This window comes from Flavobacterium enshiense, from assembly GCF_022836875.1.
Classification (GTDB): domain Bacteria; phylum Bacteroidota; class Bacteroidia; order Flavobacteriales; family Flavobacteriaceae; genus Flavobacterium; species Flavobacterium enshiense_A.
Genome location: NZ_CP090376.1, coordinates 3,238,363 through 3,251,289 on the forward strand (window position 1 = coordinate 3,238,363; position 12,927 = coordinate 3,251,289).

Sequence of the window (12,927 nt, forward strand, 5' to 3'; positions counted from 1 at the left end):
ATCCGTTTCAAAAAGCATTTGAAACAAAAAAGGTACCTTTGCAGCCCCAAAAAGATTAAATCCATGAAATTTCGTTTTTTATTTGTTCTGACATTTTTTACATTACAGACAGCTATTGCGCAGTTGAAAACAATCATAGGAAAAACCGACTATCCGTTTTGGATTCAGGTGCCAGAAGCCGAAAAAATCGAGAAACAACCGGTCCTTATTTTCCTTCACGGGAAAAGCCTTTCCGGAACAAATATTAATCGGGTGAAGCGTTACGGAGTTTTGAGTGCTATAGAAAAAGGACGAAATATTCCGGCCATAGTCTTAGCGCCTCAGTTAGCTTCCGGTCCGTGGAATCCTGACAAGGTACTGCAACTTTTAGAATATGTCCAGAAAAATTACAATACCGATTTATCCCGCGTTTATGTGTGCGGAATGAGTCTTGGCTCATACGGAACTTTGCATTTCGCCGGAAAACATGCCGATAAAATCACCGCTGCCGTAGCTATTTGCGGAGGTGGGAATGTAAACGATGCCTGCAGACTGGCTACTGTTCCACTATGGATTCAGCATGGTGATAAAGATTATATCGTTCGTATGTCGGAATCGAAAAAAATAGTAGATGCTATTAAAAAATGTAAACCCGATGCCGATGTTACCTTCACTATCATCCCTGGCGGGAATCACGGAAATGTGGAACGTTTCTTTCACCAAGATGCTTTGTATGATTGGTTGTTAAAGCAAAAGAAAGCAAAAACCGAAAGCGAATTATAAATCTCTCTTCAAACGAATGAATACCACTTTACTATCTTCTCCCCTACAGGGATTTACCGATTTCCGATTCAGAAACGCCTTTCATAAGTATTTTGGAGGTATTGATACATTTTATTCCCCTTATATAAAACTGAATGGAAAACTGGTTGTAAAAGGTTCTTATGAACGTGATATTCTTCCAGAAAACAACAGTACGCTGCAGGTTATTCCTCAGATTATCACCAACGATGCCGAAGAGTTTCTGTTTGTGGCAAAGTATGTTAAGCAAATGGGCTACAATGAACTTAACTGGAATTTAGGCTGCCCCTATCCTATGGTTGCCAAATCAGGAATGGGTTCTGGTTTGATCAGCAATACCGAACGTATCCGTCAGATTTTAGATCGCGCTCATTCTGAAACGGATATTATCGTTTCGATGAAAATGCGCATGGGCTATGAAACCTCTTCCGAAATTTTAGATGTGTTTCCGATATTGGAAGAATTTCCGATAAAAAACATCGCTATCCACGCCCGAATCGGGAAGCAATTGTACAAGGGCGGCGTCGATTTGGATTCGTTTCAAAGATGCCTTGATGTTTCCAAACATAAGTTGTATTACAATGGAGACATCACTTCGGTGGAAGCATTCAGAAGCCTTCAGGAACGCTTTCCTTCGATTGATCATTTCATGATTGGCCGTGGGTTGATTGCCGACCCGTTTTTACCGAGCATGATTAAAAACGACACGACCGAATACCCGGAAAACCGATTTGAAATTTTTGAAGAATTCCACGACACAATTTACCGTGATTATGATGCTTATCTGCAGGGACCAACCCCAATTAAAATGAAAATGCTGGGCTTTTGGGAGTACTTTTCAGAATCGTTTTCCAATCCGCAAAAGACATTAAAAAAGATAAAGAAAGCAGGAAACCAAAAACATTACGAAGAAGTGGTTAAGGAGATTTTTAAATCGGAGAAATAAATAATGGATGACGCTCCTCTGGTTTTTTCTATCATTATTAAATATACAAAAAGGGCTTTAAGATAAAACTTAAAGCCCTGTTTGTTCGAAACCGTTGTTAGCGGCTGGCAAAAGTACTTGATTTATGATTGACCAATTCGTTTGTTCCCTTTTTCGGGTATGATATGTAATGTGAAAGGAATTAAAAATAAATAGAGCACAAAGGAGGTTGAAAAGAATGAAATAAGAATTATAACCACGTAAATGTAAATTGGAAATAAAATTCTGTGCTTTGCATGTGTGAAATGGCTCAGGGTAAAGTGAGGCTTAATATATGTCTTTTTCCACGCATACCATAGCATTAGGTAGTTTGCAGCACTTGAAAGAATTAGGTTGATACTGAGAAAAATGATGCTCAATTTATCATGGCTGTAATTATTAAGAAATCCAATTGAAAACGGTATTATACAAATGAACATTAGAAATATAATATTTAGCCAACTGCTAATCCTGTCAGTTTTCATTAAGTGATGGTGATGAAAATGAGAGCCAATCCAAAGAATCCCCAGCGTAACAAAACCTATAAAGTAGATAAGCAGCTCTTGAAATGTGTGTTCAAAAAAATAATTGTTAAGGGCAATAGAGTTCAACTCAGTTGGAATTTTGACCTCCAAAATAATAATTGTCATAGCTATCGCAAAAACCCCATCTGTCAATGCTTGTATCCGTTTTGTATCTAAATCTGTTTCTATAGACATGTTAATTGAAATTTGAATTTCGAAAAAAGCTTGCCATCAACTCATTAACATATAAAATCATAATTTTAAAAGCGGTTCAAAACAGCAACTCCTCATATTTTGTTTTATCACTACGTTGAATATGCGAAAAGAAGTTTAACTGTAACCCTAAAACCCTGCACGCTTAAGAACAGCTGTCAGCAGAAGTTACTTATACCAAAACTCATATTCTTTACCATAAGTGATCCAGTCAACTCCTTTCTTAATTCCGTTTTTTTCTTCCTCAACGAGAATTAATTTTACAATGAATCGGGTTACATCACTGCTGGCATATTTCTGAATAGTAATTTTAATTTTAGGGCTGACCTCAAACTTGTCGTTTTTCAGGGTAATTTTTTTCTGATAACGTGGCGCTTTTTGGACGTTCTTGATTTGCTCCGATTTAGCTGTCCTGATCTCCAGACTTAAATTGCTGATTTTATATTTTAGCGATGGGTTTTCATTTGAAATTTGTACCGTAATGACATCTGATATTTTGACCGACATATCATTCTGATTTATCGGAGTGCCATTCTTCAGAATCACTAATTTTGCCTCCTGAGCCTGAAGGGTACATACGTTTGTATGTATCAGGAAAAATAGAGCGATGAATAAGTTTAGTTTTTTCATTTTTCTATTATTTTATTTAAAGAATTTCTTGAAGCGGAAATTAAATTTAGGAGACCATCTTCAAGATCTGAATTGGAAGTGGAAGAGCCTTTCTGTTTAAAATTATTGACAAGGTCATAATATTTTTGAGCCTGGTCACTAACGGTAGAATCCTGGACTAATAAAAACTTCCCGAAGTAAATCTTTTCAAAATCCTTGTAGTCTCTATTAAACGATTCTGTAGTTACACTATCCTTTTCATAATGGGACAGGACAGCACATTTTTCGGTAAATTCCTGGTAAATATCGAATGTTGTATTATAAGTGTTTTTACGAATTTCTTTGTCATAATTACTATTATACTGGAGAGCACCTACTAATACCCCTACAGTTGTCAGTACAGCAGGAGCTACTTTTAAATAACCGGTAACGCGGCTTTCTTCGTTTGGTTTTTGAATGCTCATATAGTATGATTTAATTTCTGCTAACTGATAAACTTATAGCATTACGAATTTCATCTTTGACAAAACCATTTACACATCAACAGCTCTAAAATAAAGCATATAACATACTAATTTACAAAATGTAAGAAAAGGCGATGAATTAAGCAGTTAAAGGTCATTTTTATTCGTTGTATAACGCTAAGAAAAATGAAGTACCTTCTTATGTAGACCATTTTTATTTTTTTTTCATAGTTGTGTCAAAAAAAATATTTTCTAAAAAAAAGACACATTTCTTGTGTTTAAAAAAAAAGACACAAGTGAACACCGAGATACCGGAAAGAACGATTATAATTTTTTGCATATCTGCCATGATTCCCTACCTCATCGGAATACTATACTATTCACAATTGAAATTGTAAATAAAAAACAACAAAAGAAGCGTAAATACTACAATAAAAGTTATTTTTGCGCCTTTAAAAACAGCATACAATGAAAAAAATCACAACAATCTTACTTTTAAGCCTTTCATTACATTCTTTCTCCCAAACAACTGAGACGAAAATCGAAAACACCAATGCGAGTGTAGAAAAATCAATTTTTGGTATTCAAACCGGTCTTATTGGATTATGGGTTTACAACGAACTGAAACTTTCGGATAAATTCGCTTTAAGATCTGAACTCGGACTTCAATTCGCTACTGTTACAAAAGAAGATTCGAATGATTCCTACACCTTTTTAACTCCCGAGATCACTTTAGAGCCCCGCTTCTATTACAACTTGAACAAAAGAAGCAGAAATAGGAAGAACATCAGCAAAAACAGCGGTAATTATTTCTCACTACGCTCATCCTATTACCCTGACAGTTTCACAATAGGTAATGATGGCGGATATAATTTTGTTCCAGAACTAAATATTGTCCCAACTTGGGGTATGAAACGTAATTTAGGAAGCCATTTCGACTACGAATTAGGCGGCGGTATCGGCTACCGAACGGAATTTGAAAAAGCCGACGCCAAGAACAGCAACAATTCGGACGTTACGATGTATATTCATGCCAGAATCGGATATAAATTTTAAATAAAAAAGGCTGTCGTTTCCGACAGCCTTTTTTATTTTACTTAAGTAGTTCTTTTAATTCGTCCAGACTTACTTTTTTCTGTTCGCCCGACGTTAAATCTTTTAATGTGTATTGATTATTCGCGATTTCATCACCCCCTACTATCACGGCAAAAGGGATTCCGCGTTTATCTGCATGCTGGAATTGTTTTCCGATTTTAGCATTGTCAGGATACATTTCCACTTTGATACCTTCTCTTCGCAATTGTGCAATAGCTTTCATCGAATACAAAGCCTCCTCATGGCCTAAGTTTAAGAACAAGGCTTTCGATGTGGAAGTAACCGTTTCCGGGAATAGATTCAATTCTTCCAAAACCAGATAGATTCGGTCCAGACCAAACGAGATGCCTACACCACTCATATTTTTCAATCCGAAGATACCGGTTAAGTCGTCATAACGCCCACCACCACCGATGGAACCCATTGCTACCCCTTTTGGTGCGCTGACTTCAAAAATCGCTCCCGTGTAATAATTCAGTCCGCGTGCTAAGGTTACATCCAAATCCAATTCGGATTTGTCCAGACCTAAAGCAATAATACTATCGCAGATAAACTGCAACTCCTCTACTCCTTTCATACCTTCTGCTGAAGAAGAAAGCAATGCGGAAAGTTTTTCTATTTTCTCAGAAATGGTTCCTGTGAAATTAAATAACGGTTGTACTTTTTCCAAAGCCGCTTCTGAAATACCTTTTTCCAGCATTTCTTTTTTCACGCCGTCTTCACCAATCTTGTCTAATTTGTCTAATGCTACCGTGAAGTCGATTAGCTTATCCGAAGCGCCAATAACCTCAGCAATTCCCGAAAGGATTTTTCTGTTGTTGATTTTGATGGTTACGCCTTCCAATCCTAAAGTCGAAAATACACTGTCGTACAATTGTACCAACTCGACTTCTTGCCATAATGAGGTCGAGCCTACCACATCGGCATCACACTGATAGAATTCTCTGAAACGTCCTTTTTGCGGTCGGTCTGCTCTCCAAACCGGTTGGATCTGGTAACGCTTGAATGGGAATTCGATTTCGTTCTGGTGTTGTACCACGTAACGTGCAAAAGGAACTGTCAGATCGTAGCGCAATGCCTTTTCCGAGATTTGCGCGGTCAGTTTCAAACTGTTTTTCTCCGCCAAAAATGTCTCATTAGCTTTTGCCAGATAATCTCCCGAATTTAAAATCTTGAAGATTAACCGGTCGCCTTCTTCACCATATTTCCCCATTAAGGTTTCGGAGTTTTCGAAAGTCGGGGTTTCAATAGGCTGATAGCCGAACTTTTCAAAATTCGACTTGATGATGGAAAAGATATAATTGCGTTTCGCTACTTCTGCAGGCGAAAAATCGCGGGTTCCTTTTGGTATGCTAGGTTTTTGAGCCATTTTTTTAGACTTCTTAGATTGTTAGATTATTAGACTTATTGGATTGTTAGATTATTTAGACATCTTAGAATTTTAGATTATCAGACATTTTAGAATGATAAGCTTTCTTAGATTACAAACAATTCCAATAGTTTCTCTTTTAGCCCTGATGGAAGTGGATCCCGATTTTTCATCGGGAGTAACGGACAGCAGGAACATAGTTTCCGGATAAGAAACTGCCGTTTCGCTCCAAAGACTTTGCAAATATCTTACTTTTTGAAGAATTTCATAAATCTGTTTCGGGAAACTTGTAACAAACAGCTTATTTTTATGACAAATTAGCACTATGATAGGAATTGGTCTTTTTAAGGAAAATACGAGAATTGCATTAGGTGCGATTAGAAGTCAGCTTTTGCGCACCATTTTAACGGTTATGATTATTGCCATTGGTATCACCGCTTTGGTGGGAATCCTGACTGTGGTTTCGGCATTGGAGAACACCATCATGAAGGATTTTGCCTCGATGGGAGCCAATACGTTTTCCATAAACCAATATGATTTTTCAGAAAGGGTGAACCGAAACAATGCGGAACAGAAAATCAATCCGATCATCAGTTATCCGCAGGCGAAAGCTTTTCAGGACAAATACACTTTCCCGTTTACAACCACTTCACTTTCCTTCACGGCAACATCAAGCGCCGAAGTAAAACATGAAGCCGAAAAGACCGATCCGGAAATTTCAGTTCTGGGTGTCGACCAAAATTTCCTCCCCAACAAAGGACTGGAAGCTACAAAAGGAAGAAATTTTACCGGTTTTGATATTTCCAATAATAATTATGTCTGCATTTTAGGTTCCGATTTTGAAAAGGGACTTTTTAAAGACATGAATCCGATTGACAAAACGATATCGGTCCGCGGAGCCAAATTTAAAGTGATAGGCGTACTGAAAGAAAAAGGCTCCACTTTTGGAAACAATCAGGACTTGAGGGTTTTGATTCCAATTCAAGTGGCACGTTCCCTGTTTTCGGCTCCCAATATCAATTACGATATTAACGTGATGGTAAGCAAAAAAGAAACCCTGGCTATGGCTTCTGACAACGCCACTATTTCGATGCGAAAAATAAGAAAACTTAGTCCGGTCCAGGAAAACAATTTTGGTGTGGAACGCAGTGACGATTTGATTCAGCGTTTACTTTCCAACACTGAAGTACTCCGCGTCAGTGCCTGGGTTATCGGGATTATTACAGTATTTGGTTCTTCGATTGCTTTGATGAACATTATGCTGGTTTCGGTTACGGAAAGAACCCGTGAAATTGGTGTTCGAAAATCACTTGGTGCCAAAAGAAGTACAATTGCATGGCAGTTTTTCACCGAAACATTAGTAATCGGACAAATGGGCGGAATCCTGGGAATCATTCTGGGAATCGGAATTGGCTTCGGAATTGCCAAAGCCATCGATTTTAACTTTGTTATTCCGTGGATGGCGATTATGGCAGCGTTCATCACAACTTTCATTGTAGCTATTGTTTCCGGATTATATCCTGCTATTAAGGCTTCGAAATTGGATCCTGTGGAAGCATTACGCTATGAGTAAATGAGTCGAAGTTTGCAGTATGCAGTTTCTTAGTTTCCTGAATACTGTGACTGCGACTGTAAACTACTATCTAAAAACTCCTCTCACCATCCTGTCATTATCGTAAATATCTTTTCGCAATTCGATATTTTTAAAACTGTATTTTTCAAGCAGCCATACCATTTCTTTTCCGAGATACTGATTGATTTCGAAGTACAGTTGCCCGTTTTCGGATAAATTCTGCATGGCCAGTTCTGTAATTTTTCGGTAAAAAACCAACGCATCATTATCTTCTACGAACAATGCCAAATGCGGTTCGAAATCCAGGACGTTTTTCTTAATTTCCACTTTTTCCAGATTTCTGACATAGGGCGGATTCGAAACAATGATGTCAAACGTTTGCTGCAAATCATCCGTTTCCAAAATACTCTGATGTATAAAAGTAATAGCCACTTCATTTCTTTCGGCATTTCTTTGGGCCGTAGCCAATGCTTTTTCGGAAATATCCATAGCAAAAACCTGAGCTCCGGGAATATTTTTAGCGAGTGAAATAGCGATACAACCCGTTCCTGTACCGATATCTAAAATCCTTAAACCTTCTTTTTTTTCAATCTGTGAATTTTCTTTAATTATCCAATCGACCAATTCTTCCGTTTCCGGCCTGGGAATAAGCGTATTCTCGTTGACATAAAACGGCAGCCCGAAAAATTCTGTTTCACCTAAAATGTATTGTATAGGACGATGTTCCTTTAATTGCGACACGACGTTTTCCCATTGGTGATGCATTTCGGGACTCAATTCAAAAGTCGGATTCAAAGCCAGATCCACGCGTTTCATATGATGAAAATCTTCCAACAGGATATAGAAAAAACTGTCTATTTCATATTCATCATAGAGCGCTGAAAGTTCCCTCTCAAAGTCAACTTTGTAGTTTTTCAAAAGCATAGCACGATCAGAACCCATATCCATATTTTTTCTTTATCAGTTCATGTAGTTTTTTCTCCTGTTTCCATGGACGCAAACCCACTGCCGTTCTTCTCTCATCCAATTTATCAAACTCTGAAATATTAGTACTGTCCACATTGTTGTAAATACCATACACAAACATATTGGCAGAGCGATAATGGCTGTCAACGATATTTCCGTAAATGTTTGCAGGAGCTTTGCCTTTACGTATCAAATCCAGAAAAATTGGTTTCCAGTATTCAATATCGTTAAAATGAAAAACAAGCACTCCTACTTCTAAGCTCTGTACGTTTGGAAGACTATATTTCCCAATTACGCTTTCAGTGGGATAACCGTATTGCTGAACAATTTCTTTAAATCGTTTTTCATTTTTTTCATCCACCCTTTTCATTTCTTCAAAATCAATTGGCTTTTGTCTCACCCGCTGATCATTCTGTTTCATTAAGAACAATTCATTTCGCAACTCAAAGTTAACTGTACTCAAATATTCTTTTTGCATTTTCTCAGAATCCCGTTCTAACAACTTCCATTCTCTACATTTTTTTAAAGGTAAAAAAGTAGAATCCTTGGCAAAATAATCGAGTGTATATCCGTGTTGCTTCATAAGGATTTCGAGATAATGAACCGCTTCCTTTTTTTTATTAAATTTTACCGACAATTCAGCAAGAATATTAGTTTCATTTATGGTCGGCTGATTCAATAAAGGGCAATTCTTTTCTGCCTGCTTCAACAACTTGTAAGCTTCAGCATCTTTGCCTTCCAGATATTTTATTTGAGCCTCATATACCAACTGGTAATAATTAGAAATATAATCGCTGTCTTCACTTTTACTTGTAAAGGAAACGAGAAGCAACAAAGAAAAAAACAAAACAATTTTTTGGCGCATAATATTAATATTAATTAAAGTTGTTTAATCATCCAAACCGGACAGGACGAATGCCCAGTGCAGCCCATAGGTGCATCGAGATAACTAAATCCTGATTTCACATATAATTTTTGGGCGGCCTCCATATACGGCATCGTTTCCAGATAACATTGTTCGAAACCGAAACTTTTAGCTTTGTTTAAGCAGACTTCCATCATCTTGGCTCCTATTCCCAATCCCCGGGTTTCGGGAAGAAAGTACATCTTTTGCAATTCGCAAACATCGGGAGCACCATTAGCAAGGGGAGCAATTCCGGCACATCCGACAATTTTACTGCCTTTTTCTACTACGAAATAAGCCGAATTTGGTTCGGAATATGTTTCAAACATGCTGTCCAGTTGCGGATCGGCATAGGCAGTCCCAACTTTCGGCACCTTGAATTCTTCCAAAACCGTCCGAATCACTTTGGCAACCGATACATTATCAGCGCTTTGAATTTCCCTGATTACGACTTCTTCCATTCTTAAGAAATAGCTTATTTTTGCACTGTGAAGATACAGTAAACGTTCACGAAAAAAAAGCGATATTTAAAATTAGTCGACGAAATTCCTCACAACTTCAGGCAAAACAATGACTACAGACGAAAAATACATAAAACGCTGCATCGAATTAGCCAAGAACAGCTTGGGAACTACTTACCCGAACCCGTTGGTGGGCAGTGTGATTGTGTATGACGGAAAAATTATCGGCGAAGGATGGCATCGAAAAGCCGGAGAACCTCATGCCGAAGTGAACGCAGTAAATTCAGTAAAAGACAAATCCCTGTTATCCAAAGCTACAATTTATGTCAGCCTTGAACCGTGCAGCCATTTTGGAAAAACACCTCCTTGTTGCGATTTGATCATAGCCAATAAAATTCCGAATGTGGTTATCGGTACTATTGACCCTTTTGCGAAAGTAGCCGGCAACGGAATCAAAAAACTCATTGAAGCAGGAAGAAATGTAAAAGTCGGTGTTTTGGAAGACGAATGCAACGAACTGAACAAACGCTTTTTCACTTTTCATCAGAAAAAGAGACCTTACATCATCTTGAAATGGGCAGAAACGGCAGACGGATTTATTGCTCCGGACGAAATTTCGCGACAAATCCAAAATGAAAACATAAAAAAACCAATTTGGATTACCAATCCGTATTCCAGACAGTTAGTCCACAAATGGCGTAGTCAGGAACAGGCAATTCTGGTTGGAACGCAAACCGTTTTAGATGACAATCCGAAATTGGATGTGCGCGATTGGAGCGGAAAAAATCCTATTCGAATTGTTCTGGACAGAACCGGAAAAATTTCGAAAGATTATTCTGTAAAAGACGAAAAAACAAAGACAATTATCATAACTGAGTCTCAAAATTTCAAGAATTCCGAGAATATTTTTTACGAAAATTGTACCTTTGATAATTCTTTAGCATCCACTATTTCTGATGTGCTTTTCAGGCATGAAATCCAATCGGTAATCGTGGAAGGCGGAAGACAGACGCTACAAACATTTATCGATGCAAACCTGTGGGATGAAGCCCTTGTTTTCAAAGGAAATGTGAATTTTAAAAAAGGAATATCGGCTCCAAATCTTATAGAAAACCTAATCAAAAAACAAACTGTTTTGGATGACGAACTTTTAATTTTAAGGAATGTATGATCGATACAATTATTTTTGATTTTGGGAATGTCTTTATCAATTTGAGCCAGGAAGCCCCTTTTGACCATATGCGAAAAATAGGATTAGCATGTTGGAATGAAGATTTAGACAGTCTGAACAAGCGTTACGAAAAAGGAAAAATTGATGAATTCCAATTTTTTACCGAGTTTCAGCGATATATCCCAAATAAAGAGCTTGACGAAATACGGGAAGCATGGAATGCCATATTACTGGACTTTCCCTTATACCGTTTGGAGTTTTTACAACGTTTATCAAAAAAATACCGCTTATTCCTGTTAAGCAATACCGACAAAACACATATTGAAAAATTTGAGCATAAAGTAGGCATGACATTTTGCCGCGAATTCTATCAGTGTTTTGAAAAAGTATATTTCTCATACGAAATAGGCTTACGAAAACCAGATCCGGAAGTTTTCAATTACATTATCAACCGACACGATTTAAATCCGAAGAAAACTCTTTTTGTAGACGACAATAAACACCACACTGAAGTCGCTGCCAATCTGGGCTTGCATGTGTGGAACCTTCAGGTAGGTCAAGAAGACGTAGTGGATTTGTTTGATAAAACCTGGTAACCCCCCTTGGAAACCGATTCGTACAAAACTCTCGCCACTGCTTCAGAAGAAGTACTTTACAAAGAAAAAAACAGTAAGTTTTTTGGGTATGCATATCCTGTTAGCTCCGAAGAAGAGGTCAAAACCATTATCGAAGACTTAAAAAAGCAGCATTATTCAGCCCGACACTGGTGTTATGCCTTCCAATTGGGCACAACCAAAATCCAATACCGCGCCAATGATGACGGAGAACCCAATAATTCAGCCGGGATGCCTATTTACGGACAAATCCAGTCTTTTGGAGTCACTAATGTATTAGTCGTTGTGGTACGTTATTTTGGCGGAGTCAAATTAGGTGTCGGAGGATTAATTTCAGCATACAAAACAGCGGCACAGATGGCGTTAGAAGTTTCTGCCATCATAGAAAAAACCATAGACATCCACTACCTTATCAGGTTCGACTACAAAAACATGAACAAGGTAATGCGAATCATCAAAGAAAAAAATCTCGACATCGTTTCACAGAAAATGGAAATGAGCTGCGAAATTGAGATTTCAACCCGTAAAAAAAATGCCGAAACAACTTTCGACATTTTTTCTAATTTATTCGAAGTGGAGATTCTTGAAAAAGAATAAAAAACGATTTCACTTTTTTTTGTTAGTTTTCCACAAAATCAACCAATCTTTCCGTAATGTATTTTGGAGGAAAAACCGGACGACCTGTTTTCATATCAACGAACACCAAAACTGAGTTTCCAATTGTTAATAACTCACCCGTTTCATTGTAAATTTCGTAGTCAAATTCTATCTTAACAGAGGTCTGTTTTTTAAAGATTGTCTTGACTGTCAGCAAGTCATCATAACGAGCCGGTTTTTTGTAGTTCATCGAAAGAGAAACCACCGGAAGCATAACCCCGTTCTCCTCCATCCATTTATACGAAACCCCAAGGTTTCTGAGCCATTCCACGCGTCCCATCTCAAAATATTGCGCATAATTTCCGTGATATACTACCCCCATCTGGTCAGTTTCTGCATACCGCACACGCACTTGAAATTGATGTATTTTCATACTCTTTTTTATATTAATTCACTCTAAATATCATCAAAAAAAGGCTTACAATTTTTTTTTATTAAAACCAATATGCAAATGATTTTTTTTTGAAAAATTTTGTCCACATATTTGTCTTCCCAATCAAAAAAAGTTAACGAATAAATAACTTTTTGTCCAACAAATAATTATAAAAAACATGCCTGAATAT

Annotated in this window: 15 protein-coding genes; 7 read left to right on the forward strand and 8 right to left on the reverse strand. The window is 37.5% G+C overall.

Features of this window, described 5'->3' with window-relative positions; genetic code table 11:
• Positions 1-63 precede the first annotated feature (63 nt).
• Together LZF87_RS14630 and LZF87_RS14635 are read left to right on the forward strand one after the other, a co-directional pair.
• Positions 64-762: a dienelactone hydrolase family protein gene (locus LZF87_RS14630; protein WP_244340092.1), complete on the forward strand. Its 699-nt coding sequence runs from the start codon at positions 64-66 to the stop codon at positions 760-762.
• A 16-nt stretch (positions 763-778) separates the two neighbouring features.
• Positions 779-1,726: a tRNA dihydrouridine synthase gene (locus LZF87_RS14635; RefSeq protein WP_244340093.1), complete on the forward strand. Its 948-nt coding sequence runs from the start codon at positions 779-781 to the stop codon at positions 1,724-1,726.
• 122 nt (positions 1,727-1,848) lie between these two features.
• Here the strand turns inward: LZF87_RS14635 and LZF87_RS14640 are convergent, their stop codons facing one another.
• The 3 genes from LZF87_RS14640 to LZF87_RS14650 all read right to left on the reverse strand — a co-directional run bounded on the left by LZF87_RS14640 (position 1,849) and on the right by LZF87_RS14650 (position 3,554).
• The gene (locus LZF87_RS14640) at positions 1,849-2,463 is read right to left on the reverse strand and encodes a TMEM175 family protein (protein ID WP_244340094.1); all 615 of its coding nucleotides are present in this window, start codon (positions 2,461-2,463) and stop codon (positions 1,849-1,851) included.
• A gap of 186 nt (positions 2,464-2,649) precedes the next feature.
• Entirely contained in the window at positions 2,650-3,111 is a 462-nt protein-coding gene (locus LZF87_RS14645; protein ID WP_244340095.1) for a hypothetical protein, read from the reverse strand.
• Positions 3,108-3,554: a hypothetical protein gene (locus tag LZF87_RS14650; RefSeq protein WP_244340096.1), complete on the reverse strand. Its 447-nt coding sequence runs from the start codon at positions 3,552-3,554 to the stop codon at positions 3,108-3,110. Before LZF87_RS14650 ends, LZF87_RS14645 begins: the two co-directional genes overlap by 4 nt.
• Positions 3,555-4,022: 468 nt before the next feature.
• On the opposite strand from LZF87_RS14650, the gene LZF87_RS14655 reads away from it, so the two are divergent.
• Positions 4,023-4,610 (forward strand): hypothetical protein, encoded by a 588-nt coding sequence (locus LZF87_RS14655; protein WP_244340098.1) that lies wholly within the window; start codon positions 4,023-4,025, stop codon positions 4,608-4,610.
• Between the two features lie 37 nt (positions 4,611-4,647).
• Here LZF87_RS14655 and hisS read toward each other — a convergent pair whose 3' ends face one another.
• Positions 4,648-6,018: a histidine--tRNA ligase gene (hisS, locus tag LZF87_RS14660; protein ID WP_244340100.1), complete on the reverse strand. Its 1,371-nt coding sequence runs from the start codon at positions 6,016-6,018 to the stop codon at positions 4,648-4,650.
• 325 nt (positions 6,019-6,343) lie between these two features.
• Between hisS and LZF87_RS14665 the strand changes: the two genes are divergently transcribed.
• Positions 6,344-7,591, forward strand: coding sequence for an ABC transporter permease (locus tag LZF87_RS14665; RefSeq protein WP_244340102.1), 1,248 nt, complete (start codon positions 6,344-6,346; stop codon positions 7,589-7,591).
• 66 nt (positions 7,592-7,657) lie between these two features.
• Here LZF87_RS14665 and prmC read toward each other — a convergent pair whose 3' ends face one another.
• The 3 genes from prmC to LZF87_RS14680 are packed head-to-tail and all read right to left on the reverse strand — an operon-like array spanning position 7,658 to position 9,922.
• Complete coding sequence (gene prmC, locus LZF87_RS14670; RefSeq protein WP_244343828.1) at positions 7,658-8,515, reverse strand: peptide chain release factor N(5)-glutamine methyltransferase; 858 nt, start codon at positions 8,513-8,515, stop codon at positions 7,658-7,660.
• Positions 8,516-8,522: 7 nt separating this feature from the next.
• Complete coding sequence (locus LZF87_RS14675; RefSeq protein WP_244340103.1) at positions 8,523-9,422, reverse strand: hypothetical protein; 900 nt, start codon at positions 9,420-9,422, stop codon at positions 8,523-8,525.
• A 14-nt stretch (positions 9,423-9,436) separates the two neighbouring features.
• Positions 9,437-9,922: a GNAT family N-acetyltransferase gene (locus tag LZF87_RS14680; RefSeq protein ID WP_244340105.1), complete on the reverse strand. Its 486-nt coding sequence runs from the start codon at positions 9,920-9,922 to the stop codon at positions 9,437-9,439.
• Positions 9,923-10,031: 109 nt separating this feature from the next.
• On the opposite strand from LZF87_RS14680, the gene ribD reads away from it, so the two are divergent.
• The 3 genes from ribD to LZF87_RS14695 are packed head-to-tail and all read left to right on the forward strand — an operon-like array spanning position 10,032 to position 12,304.
• Positions 10,032-11,093: a bifunctional diaminohydroxyphosphoribosylaminopyrimidine deaminase/5-amino-6-(5-phosphoribosylamino)uracil reductase RibD gene (ribD, locus tag LZF87_RS14685; protein ID WP_244340106.1), complete on the forward strand. Its 1,062-nt coding sequence runs from the start codon at positions 10,032-10,034 to the stop codon at positions 11,091-11,093.
• Positions 11,090-11,689: an HAD family hydrolase gene (locus tag LZF87_RS14690; RefSeq protein WP_244340107.1), complete on the forward strand. Its 600-nt coding sequence runs from the start codon at positions 11,090-11,092 to the stop codon at positions 11,687-11,689. Before ribD ends, LZF87_RS14690 begins: the two co-directional genes overlap by 4 nt.
• 6 nt (positions 11,690-11,695) lie before the next feature.
• Positions 11,696-12,304: an IMPACT family protein gene (locus LZF87_RS14695; protein WP_244340108.1), complete on the forward strand. Its 609-nt coding sequence runs from the start codon at positions 11,696-11,698 to the stop codon at positions 12,302-12,304.
• Between the two features lie 22 nt (positions 12,305-12,326).
• Here LZF87_RS14695 and LZF87_RS14700 read toward each other — a convergent pair whose 3' ends face one another.
• On the reverse strand, positions 12,327-12,737 hold the full coding sequence (locus tag LZF87_RS14700; RefSeq protein ID WP_244340110.1) for an acyl-CoA thioesterase: 411 nt from the start codon (positions 12,735-12,737) through the stop codon (positions 12,327-12,329).
• Between the last annotated feature and the right edge of the window lie 190 nt (positions 12,738-12,927).